The organism is Dokdonia pacifica, assembly GCF_900188275.1.
Lineage (GTDB): Bacteria > Bacteroidota > Bacteroidia > Flavobacteriales > Flavobacteriaceae > Dokdonia > Dokdonia pacifica.
In genome coordinates this window covers 338,250-363,920 of record NZ_FZNY01000005.1, presented here as the reverse complement: position 1 = coordinate 363,920, position 25,671 = coordinate 338,250, and the positions used below count along the sequence as shown (strand labels likewise).

Genomic DNA, 25,671 nt, shown 5'->3' with positions numbered 1-25,671 from the left:
TTGATACTTGTCAATAGTTATTCCAAGGTACGTAATAAGACAAAATGACGTGTGAAGGCTTATTTTTAGTGACGTTTTGACGTGTTGTTGTATTGCTTCTGTAGGTTGTTTTTACAATATGACGTAAGATGTAGATACTTTTTTTGCTTTCGCGAAAGCTTACTAAACCCTAAACGACTATTTTTGTATAAAAAATCAGAATATGGGCGTATTTAACGGATTATTTGGGTCTAAAGAACCTAAAGCACCAAAACCAGAAATTCCTTGGCAACACTTGAGAGAGATTAGCCAACTAGATAAAATTGCAAACGATTCTAAAGCTAAACCTGTTGCGATTTATAAACATTCTACTACTTGTGGAATCAGTCGTATGGTATTAAGACAAATTGAATCTACTTATGATATAGATGCTACTCAAATGGATATATATTATTTGGATTTAAAAGCATACCGTGAGGTGTCTAATGAAGTAGCGGCTCGTTTTCAAGTAATACATCAGAGCCCACAAATGATTGTTATCAAAAATGGAACAGCTGTATATGCAGATAGCCACGGAGCTGTAAACGTTCCTGTATTGCATCAGTATTTATAAAAATAGTACGATATATAACTTTAAAAAGGCTACTCAAAATGAGTAGCCTTTTTAGATTGTTTTTAAAAATTAGATTTTACTATAATAGATTTTAAACGCTGTTTTAGATCTTCCCCTACATCATATACCATTTGCTCATTAGAAGGGAATGGAACTTCTCTATTACGTGTATATCTTAGTAAACCATCATCTAAGGCTCTTTTATCTCCATCATAAGTGGCAAAGTAATGTTCAAAAATAAATTCACTAGCAAGAGGAAATGATTCTATCACCTGATTTGTAGTATGTGATGTATAACGTACTTGACCTATAATATTTACAGCCTTGGTTTGTAATACTTCATAATAGTTACAACGAACAGTGATCATTTTATCTACCTCAATTTTTTCTCCATCTTCATCTAGTACAAAATTACCATCGTCATCTAATAAGAATTCTGTACCATCTTTGATACTTTTTTCTTTTTGCACTTCTCGTTCTCTAAAACGTTCTGGTGAGATATTAATTTCTCGTAATGAGACATCCATGAGGTAATCATAGGTCACCCCTTGTTGCGGAGTACTGTGATAAACTTTCCAAAAATCATTAAGACCATATGTAGAGAAATCTAAAAGATCATTTTGTAATCGTCTTGGTAATAAAATATCAGAATCATTATATAGTGCTACTTCAATATAATCTGTTCCTTTAATATGGGTTTCTTCTAAAAGTTGATGAACATCTTTGTGATTAGGAGTTAAATCATCTAAGTATTCCAGATCATTATGCACTCTTCTGTAATCTACTTTAGAATTTGCAGCAGCTAGTGAATTAATTACTTGATTATATAATAAGTCTGTAAGTTCCCTTTTTGATGTGATAAGTTCATTATCATAGTTTTTAATATCAAAAACAGCATTTCTAGCTTGCTCTCGTAATTGTAATGGAAGCAATGGTTTAATACTTTCTTGTCTTCTGTGTAGCGTTTTATATAATTGATAGATTTCTTCTATTTTAGTAGGGTTTCCTTCTTTTTGTAAATACGTAATACGATCTGTATCTCTTTGTACAGCTTTTGCAAAGGCTTCTTCTAAAAGCAGTATATGTGACTCTTTATTTTTCTTAGTAGGGTTTTTGCGTAGTTTCTGTACAGAGGTATTTATAGCCTCATCATAATCACCACTTAAAATAGAAGAGGTAGATTTTTTTACAGATGAGCAACTTGTAAGACACAAGAGTATACATAATGTTGTGTAGACGTACTTCATAATCATTGACTTTTTTATCAAGTTTCAATTTTGATGCCAAATTAATTTCAAAAGTACTAAAGATATTATATAGAAAAACCTCCTATTTCTGATCAAGAGCAAGGAGGTTTGTATTGACTAGCTTTGAAAACGCAATAAACTAGTCAGTTCTGTATTAAAAATAGGACGTAGTTTCCCGTGCGTGTGTAGTCGCAAATGTGGCTGTATTCTATATTTTAGTGAAAAATGATGTGATGAGATGGTACGCTTTCGCGAAAGCGTAACCCATAATAATTCATCAAGTGGATAAGTAACGTCTTAGGATATGCATCGGTCTTAGACGGAAGTGGTCAGGTTGTTATCCAAAGATAACTTCTAAAGCGGCAATAATAATTTGTACCATGAGTGTGAGTGAGTTTAAGTGGTTAATAAATACTTTTTGATGTTTATGTTTTTAGGTTACCCAACATATTGTAACCAACTGGTGACGATGTAACTTATAGATAGTGATACCATAAATACGGTGTATATACCTAAAGCTTTGTTTGTTCTTACATGTTTTCTAGATGTCATTTCTTGCGTTTTCATAATAGATAATTTTAAAAGTTTTTAATAGTTGTTTTTGATTGATACAGCAAAGAAGTGGCGTTTGTATGAAGCTGCAAAATATTTTTAATAGATTTTATGCATTTGGATACTAATTTGTAAGTAAAAAAATCATATATGTTTCAATATTTAAAATTATATCTACAACAAAATTAATATATGTAACCTTATTTTATTGTTGTTGTATAAATATGAAACAATTGTAGGGGGTATTTTGGAGCTTTTTAAAATCTCTAGGGGACTTTTGTCATAAAAAGGCCTAAAAATGGGGGTTTCATCTTTTTGTAATTATTTTTTACCTGTAGAAATTGTAAAAAATTACGCATTAAAAAAGCCTTTTTTAATGCGTAATAGGGGCAAATTTAATTTTATGAAATGTGAAGGCATAAAAAAAACTGCTGTGAAAATATTCAAAAGCAGTTTTTTAAAAATGGTATAGTGTAAACTTAATCTAAATTAAGTTCTGATAGTACAGTATTTAAATTATCTGTATTATGCGTTTCTGCAAATTCAGATGGTACAATTACAATTCTGAATATTTGATTTTGTGTAAAATCATTTCCTAATGCATCAAAATCGTCACTTTCTAATACAAGGTCTAAGTCAAAGATTCCTGTTGCATCATCAAAAATGAAATTAAATCTATATTGAGCAAAACCACCATTATTAAAAAAGAAACTTCGTGGAAGTGGTTCAAATACATCTACTCCATTTGCAGCAGTTGCTGCTGGATCTAAAATAAATACTAACGGAACATCAGACTCAAAAACAGAAATATTGTTTGGTACTACGACGTTTACAACGCCTTGAAATCCATCTGTAGTTATAAAGTCTACATTACTGATTTCAAAAGTTTGTCCAATAGTATCTGTATTAATATCATCGTCATTAGCGCATGAGAATAAAATAAATGAAAAAAGGAGTAGTGGTAAAATTTTGCGTATCATCATATTTGAGTTATAGTTTTATTATACTATATCAAAGGTAATGCCAAGTATTGTTTTTTACCCTAAATTACATATGAGATATTTAAAACTTTGCAAAAAAATACCTTAAACTTTTATAATGTTCAAGGTATTTAAAGTCGATATATAAGGATACTTATTGATTTCCAGTATATCCTACATATATCATAGGAATAGCTTCATTATTATTTTTAAATGTTGCCGATGTTTTATTGTTTTTATCAGAAAGCTTTAATGTGATAGCAATAATTTCTCCTTGATTATTACGCTTCAAACCTTTGTATGAGAATTTAATATCATCTTCGGCATATGACGCCTGAATATTTTTTAACTCTGCATTTGAAGTTTCTTTTGTGACAAAATTTGTGACAACTCCTCCATTATTTGCATTTGTAATAATACCAGTAGGACTAGAAGTAATGAATAGTCTTTGGCTATTAGTATTGTATCCATGTACGACTTGAGCACTTTTTAAATGCTTTTTATGCATTTCTTTTCTTTTCTCCTCTAGTACTTTTCTCTTTTCTTCTAAAGCTTTTCTTTTTTCTTTTAGTGCTTTTTGGCGTACTTCACTCATCTCTTCTCTTTTCTCTTCCAAAATAGCTCTTCGTTCTTCTAGTGCTTTTTGGCGTTCTTCCATTTTCTCTTCATGAATCTCTAAACGTTCTTTATATTTTTCTTGTTGTTTCTCAACTCTTTCTTCAAGTTCTCTTCGACGCTCTTTATGCTCTTCTTCTAGCACCTCCATTTCTTCTTGTCGTTCTTTATGTAGCTCCTCCATTTGCTTGTATCGTTCTTGTAATAAAGCTTGTCTCTCTTCCATTCGCTCACGAATCTCTGCCGAAGAACCTGTATTTCCTATACCTGTATAACCATCTTCATCTTCAAATATAAATACGTCAGCAATAGGAGAGTCTCCACTAACAGTGTAATTTCCTGTATTGTTTTTTGCAGTTTTGTACTTTATTTTCAGACCTGTAATCTCATTATTATTGTTACGTGTCACAGAGTAGTCAATTTCCACACTATGATTTTCTTTAAGATTTTTTTTGATGGTTTCTAATTCTGCATCTGTAGTATTTTTAGTAATACGTACTTTAAAAGCTATAGCAACTATTGTGTTATTTGTAGTTGCATTTGTTTTAGGTGTATTTATATACTTCCCATTTACCTTAGTGGTATAGTTTGGATCATTTATAACAATCGCTCCATCTTTTGCTTCGGCTCCATATAATGCCATTGCTTTAGATGGCAATACTGTAAGTATACCTTGATCAGTTTCATAAGAAATTGTATTGGAATCCGAATGAATGACTTTTCCATTTACTACGACTATAGGATTTTTCCCCATAGTTTCTTGTACTTTAAAAGTGCTAAGGGATTGCTCAGGTGTAAATCTAATCTTAGCCCCTTTGGCATCAGCCATTAAGATTTCATGTTCAGCAATTGGTATTAAATTAAACGGATTAAAATTTGCAGCATTATCTACTGAGAAGCGAGTGAAAAAACGCGGATCATCAGCCATTTTTGTTTGAAACTCAAATCCTACGAGTTGATCATCTATGTGATTTACTTTTGAAAATCGAATTAAAGTACTTTTAAATGTTTTTGCAAAATGAGCCTCTATAGATTTTAAATAAGCATCAGTAGTTGTATTTGTAATTGTAAACTGTTTTTGCTCATTTGGAGTTGCTATTGCCTTGTTATTAGCTACAGAGTCATTTGTATTGTCATTATTTTTAGTAAGTGGCACTTCTTCTTCTAGTATAGATATACGTTCACTAGAAGGCTCTATAGCGTTTTCTGGAGTATTAGGTACTTCACGATATTCTATGACTTCGTTTACATTAAAGGAATACATAAATATAGCTAGTATTGGTAAGACCAGACCTAGTTTCCATAAGTTGCGTTTACGCGATGTTTGTTTGTTTAGCATAACGATTCGTTTTTTGATTAATGAATGATAAAAATTATTAGTAAGTGCTGGTTGTACGATGGTTGATGAGACCTTAACCAGTGTATGTTGATATTCTTTAGAAGAGGGAACTTCTTGGATAGCTCCACTGTCTGCAATAAATTCTAAGTTTTGCTCCAAGCTTTTCTTATATAACCAGGCTAATGGGTTAAGCCATTGTATCGCCAGTAGGCATTGTGTAAGCAAAACGTCTATGGTATGTCTTTGACGCACGTGGATTTTCTCATGCGCTAAGATCATAGTGAGTTCTTTTGAATTATGTAGGTTGGGATTATAACATATTGTTTTAAAGAATGAAAAAGGCGTGATGGATTTATCAGTAATTTGAACATAAGTATACCCGTCACTATAAGTTTTTGGGTAGGAAGAGATAAGCTTATGTAAAGAGATAAGTTGTATACATAAACGTACCATCATAATACATACGCCAACGGTATATACAATAAGTGCTATTTGCCACCAATTTATAACTAAAGGTTCTGATGGAGATTGTAGTACAGTCTCAGTGACCATTACCATAGGAGAGTCTTCAACAGTAGTAGTTATAATAGGGATGTCTTTATAAATGATCTTTGTGTATTCTATAAAAGGAAATACAAGAGCCGCAACAATACCTGCTAATAAATAATGTCTATTTGCGGTAAAAAAGGTGTCTTTTTGTAACACTATACGGTAAATAATATAAAATATAGAGAGGATCGTTATACTCTTTATAATGTAAATGAATGGTTCCATACGTTTTGATTTTCTCTCACCAAAGAGAATAGTTACTAGTTGCTACGCTTTATTTTCTTTGTTTTCAATAATGGCTAGAATTTCTCTCAATTCAGCAGCAGAAATTTTTTCTTCTTTTGCAAAAAAGGATACGACTTCTTTATATGAACTATCAAAAAACTTTTGAGTTGCAGTTTGCATAAATTGCTTACGGTATGCTTCTATCGTAATTATAGGGTAGTATTGGTGTGTCTTTCCAAATGCAGTATGCGATACATATCCTTTTTCTTCAAGATTACGTATCACTGTAGATACCGTGTTGTAATGATTACCTGCGGGCAATGTTGCTACTACTTCTTTAACAAAGGCTTTTTCTAGTTGCCATAAGGAATGCATTATTTCCTCTTCTTTATTAGTTAATTTCTCCATATGTATAGACCGTGCAAACGGTATTTTTTTAATTTTTATTTGATTGATGATATCTTCTATTTTAAAAGATAGTGTAATTGATATTTCAAATGTATAACGATTTTTTTAGTTGAACAACTATTTTTGTAGTTATGTAACTATTATTTTAGTTTTTTATTGTGTGTACGCTTTCGCGAAAGCGTATAAAAAATGAAAATTGGTCATAAAAAAACTCCATTACAATAGTAGTAATGGAGTTTTTATTTAAGCTTTTAGTAATAATTATTCTGTATGGCCATAAATATCATTATACAGTGGCTTATATTTTTCTTTTATAATTTTACGTTTTAATTTCATAGTAGGAGTGAGGTGACCTTCTTCTACAGACCAAGTATCTGGCGTTAAACGGAATTGTTTTACTTTTTCCCATTTGGCAAATGTCTCATTAGCTTCATCTACTTCTTTTTGATAACGTTTTACAACACGTTCTTGAGAAATAAGATCTGCATGATCTGTATATGAGATTCCTTTTTTGTCGGCCCAATCAGTTAAAAATTCGAAATTTGGTTGAATTAATGCCGCAGGCATTTTTTCTCCATCACCTACAACCATAATTTGTTCTATAAATAAAGATTGCTTGAATCTATTTTCTAGAAGTTGAGGTGCTACATATTTTCCTCCAGATGTTTTGAACATTTCTTTTTTACGATCAGTGATCTTTAAGAATCCATCTTGATCAATCTCTCCGATATCACCTGTATGGAAATATCCATTTTTAATTACTTCGTCTGTTTTTTCTTGATCTTTATAATAGCCCATCATTACATTAGGCCCTTTTACAAGAATTTCTCCATCTTCAGCTATCTTTACTTCTACACCAGGTAATAATTTCCCTACCGTTCCTACTTTAAAACCTCCTTCACGCATATCATTTACAGAGCAAACAGGTGATGTTTCTGTAAGACCGTAGCCTTCCATGATTCCCATTTCGGCTGCATTAAAAATACGTGCTAGTCTAGGTTGTAGTGCAGCACTTCCAGAAGCTATGAGTTTTAAATTGCCTCCTAAACCTTCTTTCCATTTAGAAAAAATAAGTTTACGTGCTAATCCTAACTTTTTCTCATACCACCATCCATTCTGTCCATATGGTTTGTATTGTAATCCTATTTTTACAGCCCAAAAGAAAAGTGATTTTTTTATACCTGAAAGGTCTGCTCCTTTAGCTATGATTTTATCATATACCTTTTCTAATAGTCTAGGCACAGCAGTCATCACAACTGGTTTTACTTCTTTAAGATTATCACTTATAGTTTCTAATGATTCTGCAAAATAAATTGAAACTCCCATGTATTGATATAAATACATGAGCATACGCTCATAAATATGGCATACCGGAAGAAAACTTAATGCTCTTACATCATTTTCAGGTATTGGAAGTCTATGTGAGCTCGCAAGTGCATTACTCACGATATTTTTATGAGATAACATCACTCCTTTTGGTCTCCCTGTAGTACCTGAAGTATATATAAGTGTTGCTAGGTCATCTGTTTTTACATTGTCTTTAAGTTTTTCAACTTCGTCTTGATTGCTATCATCAGCACCAAGCTCTAATACCTTTGTCCAATTATCACAATCACCTAATTCGTCATAAGAATACACTCCTTTTAAAGAAGGAACCTGATCCATGATAGCAGAAATTTTACCATGAACCTCAGCACAAGAAACAAAACAGTATTTTGATTCAGAATGATTTAAAACATAGGCATAATCCTCCATAGATATGGTAGGATATATAGGAACATTTTGAGCTCCTAGTTGTAATATTCCAATATCACAAATATTCCATTCTGTTCTATTGGTCATTGATATTAATGCAATCTTGTCATTAGGTTTTACGCCTAAACGTAATAAGCCTCTACTTATCGCATTTGCTTTATCTATATATTCTTGAGTTGAAGTAGCTTCCCAAACACCATTTTTCTTTGTGCAAAGCGCATCAGAAATATTATTTTTCTCTAATTGGTAATATGGGAAATCAAAAAGTCTCGTAATTTCCATGTACTATAATTTATCCTTGCAAAATATGAAAAAATGATGGTTTTTTTATTGATTATGTTAAAATCATGTAGGATATTTTTAAGAATCGAGAATTATTTAACAATAGGAATTATAATATGCTTGCTATTAAAGGCATAGAAATAGTTACTACTACAAAAAAGGGCTAACAATTTGTTAGCCCTTTTTTGTAAAAATATTTAGTGTATGGAATTTATTCTTTAATCACTTTAATAGTCTTTAATGCATTGTTTGAAGCTATTTTTACAAAGTAAATACCATTTGCATAGCTGCTATAATCTAACTGAGCACTTCCAGTGTGTTCTGTTGTTGCAGAAACACGCTGTCCTTGTATATTGTATACCGTTGTAGTATATGCTCCTTGTGGAGCTTGTACGGTTAAAATATCTTTTACAGGATTTGGAAAAACAGTGAAATTTTCAAGAATACTTTCTCCTACAGATAGTTCCTCTTCGTTTACTACTAGAAACTCTAGATCATCAAAGTAAAAACCATCTCTTCTTACTTGGTCATCAGAAACTAATTGAAATCTAGCGATAATTTCTTCTCCAAGATAGTCTGAAAGAGAAATTTCTTCTAATACAAACTCAGATTGAGTACCATCGTATAGTGGCTCACCAAGGGGTTGTATGTTTGTTCCCTCTGTTGTAAAGTTTCCACACTGAGGAATCCAAGTCGAACCATTATCAGTTGAGATTTCAAACTGTACATAATCCCATGTGTTTTCAATCTCCCATCTAGCATAAAATGATACAGAAGCAGATAATGCATCTGTTAAATCTACAGGTGTATTTATTACAATAGATGAATTTTCATCATTGCTATAATTTCCATTTGGAGAATCAGTGATAGAAGTTGGTGCCGACTCAAAGAAATCGTCTGTAATTCCCCAATCATTTGTCTCAAAGTTTGTTGTTGAACTACTTCCATCATCAAAGAATACCTGTTCTGATTCTCCAAATATCTTAGAAATAAAAATTGATGTATCAAAAGAGCCATTATTAACGACAAGTTCATAGTCTACGATATCGCCTGCTACAATGCTATTTGATAAGGTAAATCCAATACTACCGTCTTGATCTTCTAATGTTGCAAGACCAGAAAATGTAGCAGGAGTATCTACACTTATAATATTACTAGATACTGGATTTATGCTTACTGTAAAATCTCCAGATCCATTGATGCCTAAACGTCTAATATTAAAAGAAGCATCGGGTGTAGTTGTATCAATAAATAGAGAAGAAGTATCAGATAATGTTGCAAAATTATTAGTCATTTTTGCAGCTGTAAGATTCAAGAACATCATCTCTCTAGCAATATCTTCAATTTGATTTGAAGGCGGATAGAAAGAATTATTTATTTCAGGTGTAAATGCAAATATCTTGTCATGCGTTCCTACCGTACCATACATAAAATCATCACTATCTCCAGAGAAAGGAGAATCTCTTAATGCGTTATAACCATTTAATGATGTTAGTTCAGCTCCTATTCCTTGATATAGTGCATCATCAGGCGTTGCTACATCTGCATAACCAAATGGGTAGTATAATAATCTTCCGAACGAGTGATTATTTAATGCAATTACAAAATTGTGTTGCTCGACAAACCATTTGATAGCTTGGTTTTCTACTTCAGAAAATGCAGAAGGGCCGTGATATACTTCAGAACCTGGATTATTTGAAGCGCCTGGTCCTCCCCAAGAACCATTATTTGGATCACCATTAATGTGGTAATCATAGTTACGATTGTTATCTACTCCATTACCATTTTTTCTATTCTTACGCCAGAATCCTTGCCCATTTGTAGGATCCAATACTTGATTGTATAAATATCCATCAGGATTTACAACAGGAACAAAATAAAGTTCTGTGTTATTTACGATACTCTGTACTTCAGCATCAGTTTCATAGTTTTCTAATAAATACCACATATAGAAAATTAACTCTGATAATGTAGCAAATTCTCGAGCGTGATGAATACCCGTATAGAGTATTTGTGCTTCCCCTTCATTAGTCTCATTAGGGTTATCACTTATTTTAACCCATTCTATTCTATTGTCTCCTATAGATGGTGTCACAGAGTTGTCAGCTTGTCCTTCAGTTAAGAAATCACTTATTCCATCTCTGGCAGTAATTAAATTAGGGTATAGGTCATGCATATCATCTAATTCATCTAGAAATTCTTGATATGTCATATATCCGCCTAAAGATCCTAAATTGAAGTTATCTGGAGTAGGGTAGACTGCACCTGTATCTTCACTACAGCTTGCATTTCTCTGTAGAGGAGTGTTTAATCTATTTTGTTCTGCAGCATGTGCTCTTATATCCTCAATAAGTACTTCTACTTGAAAACCATTTATACGAGCACGTTCTAATTCACTAACAGAAAAATCTGAAATGATGAAGTGATCTTTCTTCTTAATTCCATGATCAGCTGGAATATCAAGCTGTTGTAATCTAAATAGGTCACTATCTTGATTAAAAGATATTTTAGCACGTTGGTATGTTTCTAGTTTTTCTTGAGCAGATATAGCAAAAAAAGAAAGTAAGAATATAATCAAGTAAATATTTTTCATTAATCAAGGAGGTTTTATTGTAGTATAGTATAAAAACAATTTAATAGTAGGATTTCCTACCTAGAAATTACATTTTCTAACTATTTTTTTCAATCCATTCACGAGCATTTACAAATGCTTCTATCCACGGTGATACTTCATCATGCTTTCCATCTATATAATGTGCCCAGTTCCAAGGAAATATTGAGCGCTCTATATGTGGCATAGTTACTAAGTGTCTACCCGTTATATCACAAAGCATTGCAGTATCATAATCAGAACCATTAGGGTTTGCTGGATAATTTGCATACTCATATTTAGCTACTATTTTATAATGCCACTCTTCCATAGGGAGGTTAAATTTCCCTTCTCCATGACTTATCCATACACCCATTGTTGTGCCTATTAAGGTAGACATCATGATACTATTTGTATTTCCTATGGTAACACTTGTAAAACTACTTTCGTGTTTTTTGGAATCATTATAAGTCATTTTAGCAAGTCTTTCATGTTCAGGATTGATGAGATCTAGTTCTAAGAATAATTGACATCCATTACAAATCCCGATAGACATTGTATTTTCTCTAGCAAAAAAGTTTTTTAAAGCTTTATTTGCTTTTTCATTATATAAGAAAGCTCCAGCCCAACCTTTTGCAGATCCTAGTACATCACTATTAGAAAAACCACCAACAGCACCTATAAATTGAATATCTTCCAATGTTTCTCTTCCAGATATTAAATCTGTCATATGAACGTCTTTTACATCAAAACCAGCTAGATACATAGCATTTGCCATTTCTCTTTCAGAATTACTCCCTTTCTCTCTTAAAATAGCCGCTTTTGGACGAGGTTTGCTAGCATCTATTTGAGGAAGCTTTCCTGTAAAATGACCTGGGAATATATATCTTAAAGGTTGTAGTTTATAATTATCAAAACGCTCTTTAGCAAGATTATTTGCTGTTTGTTTACTGTCTAATAGATAAGACGTTTTATACCAAGTATCTCTTAAAGAAGAAACAGTAAGTCCAAGTTCTACACCGTGATTTTTAATTTCTAATGTATCTGAGTGTGTCACTGATCCAATTTTTGAAAATGGAATTCCTTGCTCAGAGAGTATGCTTTCTACGGAGTCATCTTTGGCTTGAAATACTACTCCAGCGTTTTCAGCAAACAATACTTTGATAAGATCTTGCTCTCCTAAATCGGAAAGATCTATAGTTGCGCCTAATTCAGTATCTGCAAAACACATTTCTAATAAGGTGGTGATAAGTCCTCCACTAGCCACGTCATGTCCTGCCAAAATCAAATCATTTTTAATAAGATATTGTAAGGTATTAAACGCTTTCGCGAAAGCGGAATCATCTATAATAGAAGGTGCCTCATTACCGATGGTTTTACATACTTGTGCAAAACTAGATCCGCCTAATTTATAGGTGTCTTGAGACATATTTATATAATAAATATTTCCTCTGGTTTTTTTAAGAACAGGCTCTACAACTTTATTGATATTATTACAGCTTCCAGCAGCAGAGATAACAACAGTTCCTGGTGCAATTACATCTCCATCAGGATACTTTTGTTTCATAGAAAGGCTATCCTTTCCAGTAGGCACATTGATACCTAAATTTATTGCAAAGTCAGAAATAGCTTGTACTGCTTTATATAAACGAGCATCTTCACCTTCGTTTTTACAAGGCCACATCCAATTTGCAGATAGACTCACAGATTTTAAATTATCAGTAAGTGGTGCCCATACAATATTGGTTAAAGCTTCTGCAATACTATTTTTACTTCCAGCTACAGGATCGATAAGCCCGCTTACGGGAGAGTGTCCTATAGAAGTAGCAATACCTTCAGTGCTTTTATAATCTAGTGCCATAACTCCTACATTATTAAGAGGGAGTTGTATAGGACCAGCACATTGTTGTTTTGCGACACGACCTCCTACGCAACGGTCTACTTTATTAGTAAGCCAATCTTTACAAGCCACAGCTTCTAATTGTAGTACTTGTTCTAGATAATCATGAAAGTTTTCTAATTGATAGGTCGGGTTTTTATATGCGCGATCAATCGTTGTATCAGTCATTACTGTTTTAGGAGAACTACCAAACATGTCTTCTAATGCAAGATTCATTGGAGATTCCCCAGTAGTTTTACTCACAAAAGCAAAACGATGATCATTGGTAACATTTCCTACTTCGTACATTGGTGAACGCTCACGTTCAGAAATACGCTTAAGTGTTTCCATGTCTTTTTCACCAATCACAAGTCCCATGCGTTCTTGTGATTCATTACCAATAATTTCTTTGGCAGAGAGTGTTTTATCACCTACAGGAAGTTGATCCAAATCTATATGACCTCCAGTTTCTTCTACAAGTTCAGAAAGGCAATTTAAGTGGCCTCCAGCTCCATGATCATGTATAGAAACAATAGGGTTTTCTTCACTTTCTACAAGGCCTCGTATGGCATTTGCAGCACGTTTTTGCATTTCTGGATTAGAACGTTGTATGGCATTTAATTCAATACCAGAGCTAAAAGCACCAGTATCTGCAGATGATACTGCAGCACCTCCCATACCAATACGGTAGTTTTCTCCTCCTAAGATGACTATTTTGTCACCATTGTTAGGAGTGTCTTTAAGGGCTTGATCTTTTTTTCCATAACCTATTCCACCAGCTTGCATAATTACTTTATCGTATCCTAACCTACGTCCTTCTTCTTCATGTTCAAAGGTGAGTACTGATCCTGTAATTAAGGGTTGTCCAAATTTATTTCCAAAGTCTGATGCTCCATTAGAAGCTTTAATCAGTAAATCTATTGGATTTTGGTATAGCCATTTTCTAGCGGGCATATTTTGTTCCCAAGGTCTATCTTCCAGTAGTCTTGAATATGGCGTCATATATACTGCTGTGCCTGCTAGTGGTAAAGATCCTTTCCCTCCTGCAAGTCGATCTCTAATTTCACCTCCAGATCCTGTAGCAGCTCCATTAAAAGGCTCAACTGTTGTTGGGAAATTATGGGTTTCCGCTTTAAGCGAAATGACACTGTCAAATTCTGTTTCTTGATAGAAATCTGGCTTATCGGCAGTTTTTGGTGCAAATTGCGTAACCCGAGGTCCTTCAGTAAATGCTACATTATCTTTATAAGCAGATACGATAGTATTCGGATTTTCTGCAGACGTTTTTTTAATAAGTTTAAACAAAGAAGAGGGCATTTCTTTTCCATCTATCACAAAGGTTCCATTAAAAATCTTGTGACGACAGTGTTCTGAGTTTACTTGACTAAATCCAAAAACTTCCGAATCTGTAAGTTTTCTACCTATTTTTTTGGATACTTCTTCCAAATAAACAACTTCTTCTTCACTTAAAGCGAGTCCTTCTTGTTCATTATACGTTCTAATATCATCAAGCTCAATAATAGGTTCTGGTTCTATGTCAAAAGTGAAAATATCTTGACTAAGTACAGTGTATTTTTGAGAAATCATGGGATCAAAAGAAGTATCATCCTCTGTAGAGGAAGAAAACTTTTCTATACGAATGATGTTTTTAATCCCCATATTTTGAGTGATTTCAACAGCATTTGTACTCCATGGTGTTATCATTGTTGCTCTTGGTCCAATAAAAAAAGCGTCTATTGTGGACGCTTCTATCTTAGGTTGATTGCCAAAAAGCCACACTAGCTTTTGGCTATCTTCTTGAGTTAAATCTTGATTACTTTGAACTGCAAATACAGTTTCTTTTGGATTTCCGAAGAAGTAAATCATACAGGTAAGTATGTGATGTTATTTAAAGGCGCAAATTTACATTTTTTAAGCAAAATACACACGATGAATAACGCATAGGTTGTATATATTATAAACAGATTTTTTTGATGCCTGTTAATATGTATGTATTTGTGATGATTTGAATTAATTAGATTCAATATGTATAATACACGTTTACAGGTAGGAAATTGTATCTTTAAATTGTTTTAAAGTAAAGAAATCAACCATTATATGAGAAAACAATTATTTTTTATTGCAATCTTCTTTCTAAGTATAGGGATGTTTGCACAAGAGACCAATGGACCTAGTCAGGTTTCTCAAGCTGTTTTTAAAGGGAAGACACAAGCACTTAGAGATCTTCCAACTGCGCAAAATCATGACTTTGGCGTAGATGAACTTATTATTGTACCCAACCGTTATGAAGGCTCTTTTGATAATTTAGTAGAAGGTCAGTCTGATCCTGAAGCTACAATACAAAGAGAAATGGGACCATTATTAGCACCAGATGCTATTGAAGCTAATTTTATAGGAATAGGTGCAACAGGGTTTGTTCCTCCTGATCCTACAGGAGCAGTAGGACCTAATCATTATGTGCAAGCTGTTAACTCTTCTATTGCAATTTTTTCGAAAGATGGTGATTTAGAGGTTGGTCCTGTAGCCTTAGGAACTTTTTTAGGAAACCCTTCTAATAGTGGAGATCCAATAGTTTTATATGATCAACTAGCCGATAGGTGGTTAGTGAGCGAGTTTGGACAGGGAGCAAATTCTTTATTAATTGCTATTTCAGAGACTTCAGATCCTGCGGGAGCATATAACCTTTATGAAATTCTTAATGGGCAATTTGAAGATTATCCACATTACTCTATATGGCCAGATGGCTATTATCTTACTACCAATGGTAATGGTGGTGGTGGTGGATTTAACCCAAGAGAAGTTTTTGTATTGGAGCGTGATGCTATGCTAGCTGGAGATCCAGATGCACAAATAGTAGGACTTAATCTTACAGGACAATTTGCAAATCCAACTACTATTTTTAGCGCTGCATCTGCAAACCTAACAGGTTTTGCAACACCAGAAAACTCACCAGGTTTTTTCGTGTATTTACAGGATGATTCATGGAATGGAAATATAGATACAGATCAATTGTTGATTTGGGAGGCTGTTATTGATTGGGATGATATTGGAAACTCTACGATCTCTGCAAACCCACAAGAAATACCTGTAGATGCATTTGATTCGTTATTTGCTGCTTTTGGAGTTGGAGAAATTGATCAGCCAGGAACTGCTCAAGAATTAGCAGGTCAAGGTGGTATCATATCTTATATGGCAAATTACAGAGTTTTTGAAGATCATAATTCTTGGTTAATTACATTTAATGTAGATGTGGATGGAAATGATACATCAGGGATTAGATGGATAGAACTTCGAAATACAGATGCAGATGATACATGGACATTATTTCAAGAAGGAACGTTTGCGCCAGATGATGGAAATAGTCGTTTTATGAGTAGTGCTGCTATGGATGCTCAAGGTAACATAGGACTTGCTTATAATATTGGTAGTGGTGATATGCCTGTTGGTATTCGTCATACAGGTCGATTTGCTTCAGATCCTTTAGGACAAATGACAGTAGAAGAAAATGTGATATTTGATGGACCAGGCGTACAAACGAATTCAAATCGTTTTGGAGATTATGCGCATATGACATTAGATCCAAATGAATTTACATTTTGGCATACGAGTCAGTATTTTTCATCAAATAATGTTTGGGCTACACGAATTGCTTCTTTTAGACTTTCAGATGGATTTGCTACAGATGTAGGTGTAAACGGTTTTATATCTCCAGAGACTGGTGATCTTACCGATTCAGAAACTGTAGAAATTATTATAAGAAACTTTGGGACAGATGATCAATCTAATATTCCTTTAGAATTAAGATTAGATGGCGCTCTTATTGCTAACGAAACATTTACAGGAACTATACCTGGTGGAGAATCTGTAAATTATATGTTTACAGCTACATTAGATTTAAATATAGAAGGTCAAACGTATGTAATTTCAGCCAATACATTATTAGATGGAGATCAACAACCTGTAAATGATGACGCATCTATTGAAGTAACACATTTATTGGCAGATGATTTAGGTGTAAGTGCTATTACGTCACCTACTTCAGGTATGTTAGGAGTAGAAGACGTAACTGTAGATATTACTAATTTTGGAGGAGTTGCACAATCTAATTTTGAGGTTCAATATATCTTAGATGCAGAAGCTCCAGTAGTAGAAACATTTACAGGAAACGTTCCAGCAAACTCTACAGTGAGCTATACATTTACAACACAAGCAGATGTCACAGTAGCTGGAAATCATACGATTGTTGCAAGAACAAATTTAGCTGGAGATCAAGATCCATCTAATGATGAGACAAGTATTGAATTATTAAATATCTGTATGCCTATGGCTACTCAAGGTTGTAATATAGATGGAATCAAGCAATTTGTATTAAATACTATTAATGCTGATGATGGTGGGAATGGTTGTAATACAGAACCTGAAGGAGGACCTCAAGGATATGCAAATAGAACAGACTTATCTACTACATTGAGTAATGTAGATGGTCAAAATGAGTACATATTACAAGCACAGCAAAACTGGCCAGGTGGCCCTGGTGTAGAAGCTTTATCTGTCTGGATTGATTTTAATGATAATGGTGATTTTGAAGATTCAGAACAACTCATTGCTGGAGAATTTTTCCAACAAGTAGGAGTTCTTGAAGATTTTACTTTGACTATACCTGTTGGATCGCCATTAGGAAGTCATATCTTAAGAGCAAAAGCGATAGATACATCTGCTGCAGGTGATATCAATGAAGCATGTTCTAGTTTTTCTTTTGGAGAAGTTCAAGATTATACAGTGATTATTGATGATACATTAGGAGTAGATGATATTGCATTTGCAAATTCAGAATTTATAATTTCGACTTTAGACAATGAGAAATTTGACGTGCAATTAACTTCAGTAGTAGATGGAACTATATTTATTGGTGTTTATAATTCACTAGGACAACAATTAAAATATAAACCAGTACAAAGAGAAGGAAATACATTTAATGTGGCGTTAGATATGTCTAATGTAGCTTCTGGTGTTTATTTTGTTAAAATGATGACTACAGGTTCAAGTCGATTTATAACAAAAAAGATTTTAGTGAAATAGAATTAGAGTTACACAACAAAAAATGCGGGCAATGCCCGCATTTTTTGTTGTGTAAACTTTTTAAAACAAGGTGTTTAAGGTGAAATAAGGTGTTTGGTGCCTGAAATCGTAATAGATATAAATATATTATGTATATAGGTAGGAAAATGCATATCTTAGTTGTTCTTAAACTAAGAAAACTACACTTTATGAAAAAAACTATCTTACTTGCGTTGGCATTATTTGCCACGCTTAACTTGTTTGCTCAAGATGCTGCGGCACCTGAGTCAATTGGACAAGGAACTTTCCTTGGCAAAACGATACCCTTACGCGACTTTCCTGTTATTTCAGAAGCACATGAAGGTAAGTCCGATTTAAGAATTGTACCTAATAATTTTCCTGTAAATGGATATGAAGTCGAAAATGCACTTCCTTTAGATGGAGACCCTTTAAGGCAATCTGCAATTAATAACGCTGCTACTGCTGCATTTCAGCAGAGAGCTAGTTGTAATAATGGCGAAAACTTTGTTGGAATTACTGCTGCAGAAGGAGGAGCGCTTCCACCAGATCCATCAGGAGCTGTTGGACCGAATCACTATGTAAATGCTGTAAATGTAGTGGTTAAAATTTTTGATAAATCTGGTAATGTACTTGCTGGACCTACCTCTTTAGGTAACTTTATTGGTGATGGTCAAAATAGCGGAGATCCAATTATTATGTATGATCAACTTGCAGATCGTTGGTTTGTGAGTCAATTTAATCTTTCAAATAATGGACTAGCGATTGCTGTTTCTGAAACACCAGATCCCACAGGCGCTTATTTCTTATATGAATTTCCATTAAGTTCTTTTCCAGATTATCCTCATTATGCTGTTTGGCATGATGCATATTATATGACAGCTAATAAATCAGGACAAAATATATTTGCTCTTGAAAGAGATGTTATGCTTGCAGGAGGAGCAGACCCACAAATTTTAGGGTTTACATTACCAGGTGTGATTAATAATCCGAATACAGTATTTAGTCCTGAACCAGCATACCTTACAGGAACAGACTTTGATCCTTCTAGTCCAGGATATATCACGTATTTACAGGATGATGGTTGGGGAGCAGCTTTTGATCATTTAAAAGTTTGGGAACTTGATATTGATTTTGTTACACCAGGAAATTCTTCAGTATCAGCACCACTTGAAATCCCTGTAGCTCCTTTTGATTCTTTTCTAGCTCCTTTTGGTGCTGGTGAATTGCAACAGCCTGGAGCAGCACAACGTATTGACATGATTACGGGAGTAATTTCTTATGCTGCTCATTATAGATCGTTTGCAGATCATAATTCTTGGCTAGTTACTTTTAATGTTGATGTAGAAGGTGATAATTCTACAGCAGGAGTTCGTTGGATTGAATTAAGAGATTCTGATACCGATGATTGGGACGTTTATCAAGAAGGAACATATGCACCAGCAGACGGAAATAGTCGTTTTATGGGAAGTGGAGCTATAGATGAGCAAGGTAATATTGGTCTAGCTTTTAATGTTGGAGGACCAGATACACCAGTAGGAATAGCATACACAGGAAGATATCAAGATGATCCATTAGGAGAAATGACCATTCCTGAAGAGACTATTGTAGATGGAGTAGGTGTACAAACAACTACCAATAGATTTGGTGATTATTCACAATTATCAATGGATCCAGATAATTTTACTTTCTGGCATACTGCAGAGTATTTCGCTTCTAATAATTCATGGGTAACTCGTGTTGCATCATTTAACCTTTCAAATGGATTAGATTTAGATGCTGGTTCAGGTATGATTTTATCTCCATCTGATGGCGCATTAACTACTACAGAGACTGTAGAGGTACAGGTAAGAAACTTTGGAATTCAAGAAATTTCAAATGTTCCTATATCTTTAAGTCTTGATGGGACAGTAGTTGCCAATGAAGTTGTAGCAGGACCTATTGCTCCAGGAGCTTCAGTAACGTATACATTTACACAAACTTTAGATTTATCGGTAGAAGGACAAGAATATAGTATTACAGTTTGTACTTCACTAGCTGGTGATGAGTTTGATTGTAATGATTGTATGACAAAAGAAGTAAAGCATTTATCAATGGATGATGTAGGTGTTGTTGCTATTGTAGCTCCAGAGACTGGAGAAAACCTTACAGATGCTGAAGATGTAATCATTACCATACAAAATTTTGGATCTGCAGATCAAACTGGTTTTGAAGTATCTTTTGATTTAGATGGAGCGGTTACAACAGAAACATTTACAGGAACTATCTCTTCTGGAGAAACCGTTGATTATACATTTGCTCAAACTATAGATGTATCTGGATTCCAAGAGTATAATCTTTGTGCATCTACAAACCTTACTGGTGATTCAGACACTTCTAATGACACTACCTGTGTAACAATAACAAATACTATTTGTCAACCAACATCTAATTGTGCTGGATTTGATGACGGTGTTACAGAATTTGCATTAGCAGATCAAGATATTACTACAAACTGTGGAAATTCTCCAGATGGATACAGTGATGATACAGATATCGTATTTAATTTTGCACTAGATAGTAACCCGTTTGAAGGGGTGTTACAGATGGGATTCAATGATTCTGTATTTGCACTATGGATAGATTTTAATGATAATAATATTTTTGAAACTGAAGAATTAGTAGCAAATGAATTTGTTGCTTCTGCAAACACAGATTTTGCATTTACAGTTGATTTTGAAAATATCCCTGCAGTAACAGCGGGAGAACACAGAATGAGACTTAGAGGTGAAGATGAAAGTACAGCTGGAGATGTATTAGATCCTTGTGGAGATTTACAATTTGGTAGAACTAATGATTATACTGCAAACATCACTGGAACATTAAGCGCAGAAGAGCAAGCTATTGATGATGGAGGACTCGTTGTAAGTACATTAGATAATAATATTTTTGATATTAATTTCACAACAAGTTTTGATGATCGTTTGTTTATAGCTGTTTATAATACACTTGGACAACAGCTTAAATACAAACCAATTGCTAAGACTAGCACTGGATTTGGAATGACATTAGACATGAGTGCTATGGCATCAGGAGTATACATTATTCGTTTAGGAAGTCAAAATCCTCAAACTTATAGAACAGCACGAATTATTGTAAAATAAAACGTGTATTTATATATAAGAAAAGCGGGCCATAGCCCGCTTTTTTATTTTTATATAGATAAAAATCTATTATTTAATAATAAGTTTTTGAGTAATTCCTTGCGTTTGAACAAGGTAAAGTCCCTTTTTAAAATTAGAAGTATTTACAATAGAAGACATCGTAACATCAGATGTTGTTTCTAATACTAACTTCCCAGTAATATCATAAATAGCAATTGCTTGTAATGGTTGTGTCGTCGTTATTGATACAGATGCACTTGCTGGGTTTGGATACATTTCTAAACTAGGTATAGAAAACTCATCAGTACTTAAAAGATCAAAAGGATCTTCTGCGGGGGGACCTCCCCAAATTAAAGTTGCAAAACTTGGGTTGTCTATAAAAGGATTACGACTACCATATTCAATTTCTAACTGAGGGTTACGTTGTTGTTCAACTTCAGAAACAGGATCTTCTACATTCCAATTTAAGAATACTTGCAACATATCTGTATCTCCTTGTGTAGACCCTATCCCTGTAAATTCAGGAAGACATTGCTCTCCATATCGTACATACATATACATAATAATACGAGCTACATCCCCTTTCCATTCATCTCCAGGATACCAATTTCCAGAATTTACGTCTCCAGAATTTCCAGATCCATTATCAAATTTTTTAGAACCTCTATTTCCATTACGTTGCACATCACTTGGGCGTAAATTATGAGGGTCGGCTACAATTCCAGTAGCACTGTTTACAGCATCTCCCATAGGAGGTTCAGATCTACTTCTTGGGAATACATGTTCGCGATTATATTCACAAGGATCGCCTCCAAAATTATCACTATCTCTAGTTCTATCTGTAGTGCAATCACCATCTGTATCATTAAAACCATATACTAACAGGACATCATTACTGTTAGTTGGGTCAACATCTGTAATTAAAAATGAATCTCTTACATCTCCATACGTATAATCTTCGTTAAAAACAGATAGTTTTAATTGTAATTCTAAATATAAATCTAACCCAGTAAGTGAAAGATCTACATCGTCATAATATGGTTGTTGTGCATGAAGTTGTATTGCACAGATTGTTGTAAATAATAGTATTATTCTTTTCATTTTTTCATTTTTTTTACGCTTTTCGCGAAAGCAAAGCCATATAGAATCCATCATATCCAGTTTTAGCTGGACTTATTTTTTCGTCTTTAACTAGTGTAAAATTTGTTCCCTCTTCAGTGGCTAAAAAGGCTTTAATTTGTTCTTGATTTTCTTTAGGGAGTATAGAGCAAGTAGCATATACCATTTTACCTCCTGGCTTTACCATTTTGCTATAAGATGCTAGAAGTGATGCTTGACGGTCTACTACTTTTTGTACAAAATCTGGTTGAAGCTTCCATTTAAGATCAGGACTTCTCTTAATGGTACCTAACCCTGTACATGGTGCATCTATTAACACTCTATCTGCTTTTCCATATAATTTTTTAAACACTTTTGTGCTATCAATCACACGTGTTTCTATATTATGAGCACCGGCACGTTTAGCACGTCTTTTTAACTCTTTAAGCTTTCCTTCATAGATATCCATAGCAATGACTTGCCCTTTATTTTCCATAAGAGCCGCTAGATGAAGTGTTTTTCCTCCAGCTCCAGCACAGGTATCTACAACACGCATTCCAGGCGTTACATCTAGATAACGAGCCACTCTTTGTGAAGAAGCATCTTGCACTTCAAAAAAACCGTTTTTAAATGCTTGCGATGTAAATACGTTTTTACGCTCTAGTAATTGAACCGCATCTGGATAGGCATCTACCAGTTTAGTATCTATATCTTGATCGGCTAGAATATTTCTTAATTCTTTAGGAGTCGTCTTAAGGCTATTAGCTCTTAAAACAACAGGCGCTTGCTGGTTAAGCGCAGCAAGTTCCTTATCCCACTGTTTTCCTAATGCTTCTTCTCCCACACTATCCATCCAATCTGGAATAGATTCTCTGAACTTTCTAATTTTAGATAATTCATCAAACTTTCCTTTAATACGTCTTGTAGGTACAGGTTCTATTTGTTTCCAATCAGGAATTGTGATTCCTCTTAAAGTTGCCCATACAGCAAAAAGCCTAAAAAGGTTAGGTCTAGAGTAGGGAGCTTTTACTTCGGCAATTTCAGAGTATAAGCGTTTCCAGCGTACAATATCATATACAGTTTCTGCTATAAACCCTCGATCACGAGCACCCCAGCGTTTATCAAATTTGAGTACTTGTTTTAATACTTTGTCTGCTTGCTTTTCTTCATTAAAAATAAGATTTAAAGCATCTACAGCAGCAAAAACAAGATTGCGATGTAATTTCATAATTTCTATTATGGTGCAAAGGTATTGCTTCTTCTATTAATAGTTCTATTTTTGATAAAATTTAAACCATGCGAATCATCATTTTTATATTCATTATTTCTTGTTGTTCTTGTGCAAAAAAAGAAGCTACCGTTATTTTTTCTCCTATTTCTAACGTAACAGTGGAAGAGATTTATTCTGATTCTACAAGCATTAGAGCTGTAGAGGTGTCTAATAAAGAAGTGCTTTTTGCAGGAAGTAATGGCAAGTATGGTTATTTTGAAATAAATACAGAAACTGTAACAAAAGGTTCAACTATTATTCCTGCTTATTTTAAATCAAAGAATAGCGGAGTGATAGATTTTTTAGATAAAAAACCAGCGTTTAGATCATTAGCAAATACAAAAGATGCTTTTTTTGTGCTAAGTATAGATAATCCTGCATTATTATATCAAATACATAAAACAACTGGAAAAATTGATTTAGTGTATATAGAACAAGTAGAAGGTGTTTTTTATGATGCAATGACCTTTTGGAATGATCAGGAGGGAATCGCTATGGGTGATCCAGTAGATGGTTGTTTATCAATTATTATCACAAGAGATGGTGGAGCGACATGGCAAAAGAAAGATTGTAGTTCAATACCAGCAACTGTTGCTGGTGAAGCTGCTTTCGCGGCAAGCGATACAAATATTAAAGTGATAGATGATCATACTTGGATTGTAACTGGAGGAATAAAGTCACGTATTTTATATAGCTCTGATAAAGGGAAAACATGGCAATTATATGAAACTCCTATACAACAAGGAACGGCAACTTCAGGAGCCTATACCATGGACTTTTATGATGCTTATACTGGGATTATATATGGAGGTGATTATACACAACCCGAGGGCGTTATTTCAAATATAGCGATTACTAAAGATGGTGGAAAAAGCTGGACAACTACCGCAGATAATGCAAATCAAGGATATAAAAGTTGCGTACAGTATGTTCCTAATAGTAAAGGAAAAGAGCTCATAGCTCTTGGTTTTACAGGGGTTTCCTATTCACAAGATGGAGGAAATCATTGGAAAGAGGTTTCTAAAGAAGCGCTTTTAAGCTTCCGATTCTTAAATGATAGTGTTGCATATGCAGGTGGAAGAAATAAGCTTGTTAAACTCACATTCCACCGTTAGAGCGATTGCCAAACTTCCCTCTTCTTTTTCTTATCTGATCAAAAAGAACACGTTTAAAATCTTCTTCGGCTTTTAATAGTGTCAGGATTTTTTTTGATGATATGATATCTTTAAGTTGTGTTATAAGACGTTCTTTTTCATTTAATTTATCTTGTGAAAGCTTAGATAATGTATTAAGAGCAGTTTTACTTTCTTCTTCTGATAACTGATCAAAATTATTTTTAAGATCACTTAAGAGCTTGCGCTCTTGACGCCTTAAATTTTCCATATTACTTTCATGGGTATTGTAAACAGGCCAAAAAGCTTGTGCTTCTTCGGAAGAAAGGGCAACGCGTTCAGTAATATGAGCTATTTTTAAAGCCTTTACTTTTTCTTTATTTGGTCTTTGAGCATTTGCGAATGTTGTAAATGCTAAGAGTACGATTATAATTATTTTTTTCATGGTATTTTATTGAATCATTAGATCGTATGGATCTGTTGTTATATCAAGGTATTCTAGTACCTCTGTGTCTTCTAATTGTATATTATCCGATAAATCATCTAGTTCATCATCGGTTAGTAATTCACCTAGTTCATAGTCAGATATTAAATAATTATCTGTTTCTAAGTATGAAGCTATTGTATCACTTTCTAAATCTTCAAACGGTGTTATTGTATTTGGCGATCTTAATAGGAATACCAATATAATAATAGCAGCAACACTTGCAACTGCATACATCCATTTAGTTTTAAATAATGAAACCACTTTTGTTGTTTCTTGAACTTGTGATGTAACCTTTTCTGTAAAAGTTGAAAAATAACCTTCGGGTACTATAAAACCAGAAGTCTTTTTTGTACCCACAATTTCTTCAAATTCTATTTGAACCTCTAATCGTTCTTGAAAATCTATAAAATAGTCTTCGGGAACTTGGTAATCCGTATTTTTTGGTATGTCTTTATTTGTGTCCATTCCTGAT

The 25,671-nt window shown here is 33.8% G+C and carries 15 protein-coding genes; 4 read left to right on the top strand and 11 right to left on the bottom strand.

The features are described 5' to 3' along the window. Positions 1–202 precede the first annotated feature (202 nt). A complete protein-coding gene (gene ytxJ / locus CHB80_RS16265; protein ID WP_089372556.1) occupies positions 203–592 on the top strand; it encodes a bacillithiol system redox-active protein YtxJ in 390 nt (129 codons plus the stop codon). A gap of 62 nt (positions 593–654) precedes the next feature. Here ytxJ and CHB80_RS16260 read toward each other — a convergent pair whose 3' ends face one another. From CHB80_RS16260 to purL, 7 genes are all read right to left on the bottom strand, one after another. Beyond that, positions 655–1,839, bottom strand: coding sequence for a hypothetical protein (locus CHB80_RS16260; protein WP_089372555.1), 1,185 nt, complete (start codon positions 1,837–1,839; stop codon positions 655–657). Between the two features lie 1,031 nt (positions 1,840–2,870). Continuing rightward, the gene (locus CHB80_RS16255; protein WP_089372554.1) at positions 2,871–3,374 is read right to left on the bottom strand and encodes a hypothetical protein; all 504 of its coding nucleotides are present in this window, start codon (positions 3,372–3,374) and stop codon (positions 2,871–2,873) included. A gap of 151 nt (positions 3,375–3,525) precedes the next feature. Next, the gene (locus CHB80_RS16250) at positions 3,526–6,099 is read right to left on the bottom strand and encodes a M56 family metallopeptidase (RefSeq protein WP_089372553.1); all 2,574 of its coding nucleotides are present in this window, start codon (positions 6,097–6,099) and stop codon (positions 3,526–3,528) included. Positions 6,100–6,141: 42 nt separating this feature from the next. Then, positions 6,142–6,507 carry a BlaI/MecI/CopY family transcriptional regulator gene (locus tag CHB80_RS16245; protein WP_089372552.1) on the bottom strand — a complete coding sequence of 122 codons (366 nt, stop codon included), beginning with the start codon at positions 6,505–6,507 and terminating at the stop codon, positions 6,142–6,144. Between the two features lie 261 nt (positions 6,508–6,768). Beyond that, entirely contained in the window at positions 6,769–8,544 is a 1,776-nt protein-coding gene (locus CHB80_RS16240; RefSeq protein WP_089372551.1) for an AMP-dependent synthetase/ligase, read from the bottom strand. 211 nt (positions 8,545–8,755) lie between these two features. Beyond that, complete coding sequence (locus CHB80_RS16235) at positions 8,756–11,137, bottom strand: M14 family zinc carboxypeptidase (protein WP_089372550.1); 2,382 nt, start codon at positions 11,135–11,137, stop codon at positions 8,756–8,758. A gap of 76 nt (positions 11,138–11,213) precedes the next feature. Next, complete coding sequence (purL, locus tag CHB80_RS16230) at positions 11,214–14,879, bottom strand: phosphoribosylformylglycinamidine synthase (RefSeq protein WP_089372549.1); 3,666 nt, start codon at positions 14,877–14,879, stop codon at positions 11,214–11,216. A 231-nt stretch (positions 14,880–15,110) separates the two neighbouring features. Here purL and CHB80_RS16225 point away from each other — a divergent pair, with 231 nt between their 5' ends. Next, the gene (locus tag CHB80_RS16225) at positions 15,111–18,092 is read left to right on the top strand and encodes a GEVED domain-containing protein (protein ID WP_089372548.1); all 2,982 of its coding nucleotides are present in this window, start codon (positions 15,111–15,113) and stop codon (positions 18,090–18,092) included. Positions 18,093–18,280: 188 nt separating this feature from the next. Further along, the gene (locus tag CHB80_RS16220) at positions 18,281–21,232 is read left to right on the top strand and encodes a GEVED domain-containing protein (RefSeq protein ID WP_089372547.1); all 2,952 of its coding nucleotides are present in this window, start codon (positions 18,281–18,283) and stop codon (positions 21,230–21,232) included. A gap of 69 nt (positions 21,233–21,301) precedes the next feature. Here the strand turns inward: CHB80_RS16220 and CHB80_RS16215 are convergent, their stop codons facing one another. Next, the gene (locus tag CHB80_RS16215) at positions 21,302–22,333 is read right to left on the bottom strand and encodes an endonuclease I family protein (protein ID WP_179218194.1); all 1,032 of its coding nucleotides are present in this window, start codon (positions 22,331–22,333) and stop codon (positions 21,302–21,304) included. A 13-nt stretch (positions 22,334–22,346) separates the two neighbouring features. Then, positions 22,347–23,558 (bottom strand): RsmB/NOP family class I SAM-dependent RNA methyltransferase, encoded by a 1,212-nt coding sequence (locus CHB80_RS16210; protein WP_089372545.1) that lies wholly within the window; start codon positions 23,556–23,558, stop codon positions 22,347–22,349. Between the two features lie 68 nt (positions 23,559–23,626). Here CHB80_RS16210 and CHB80_RS16205 point away from each other — a divergent pair, with 68 nt between their 5' ends. Continuing rightward, positions 23,627–24,715, top strand: coding sequence for a sialidase family protein (locus CHB80_RS16205; protein WP_089372544.1), 1,089 nt, complete (start codon positions 23,627–23,629; stop codon positions 24,713–24,715). On the opposite strand, the gene CHB80_RS16200 is transcribed toward CHB80_RS16205, so the two are convergent. Together CHB80_RS16200 and CHB80_RS16195 are read right to left on the bottom strand one after the other, a co-directional pair. Beyond that, entirely contained in the window at positions 24,699–25,157 is a 459-nt protein-coding gene (locus tag CHB80_RS16200) for a hypothetical protein (RefSeq protein ID WP_089372543.1), read from the bottom strand. The two genes, CHB80_RS16205 and CHB80_RS16200, sit on opposite strands and share 17 nt — an antisense overlap. Before the next feature lie 6 nt (positions 25,158–25,163). Continuing rightward, a complete protein-coding gene (locus CHB80_RS16195) occupies positions 25,164–25,664 on the bottom strand; it encodes a hypothetical protein (protein ID WP_089372542.1) in 501 nt (166 codons plus the stop codon). Positions 25,665–25,671: the final 7 nt, after the last annotated feature.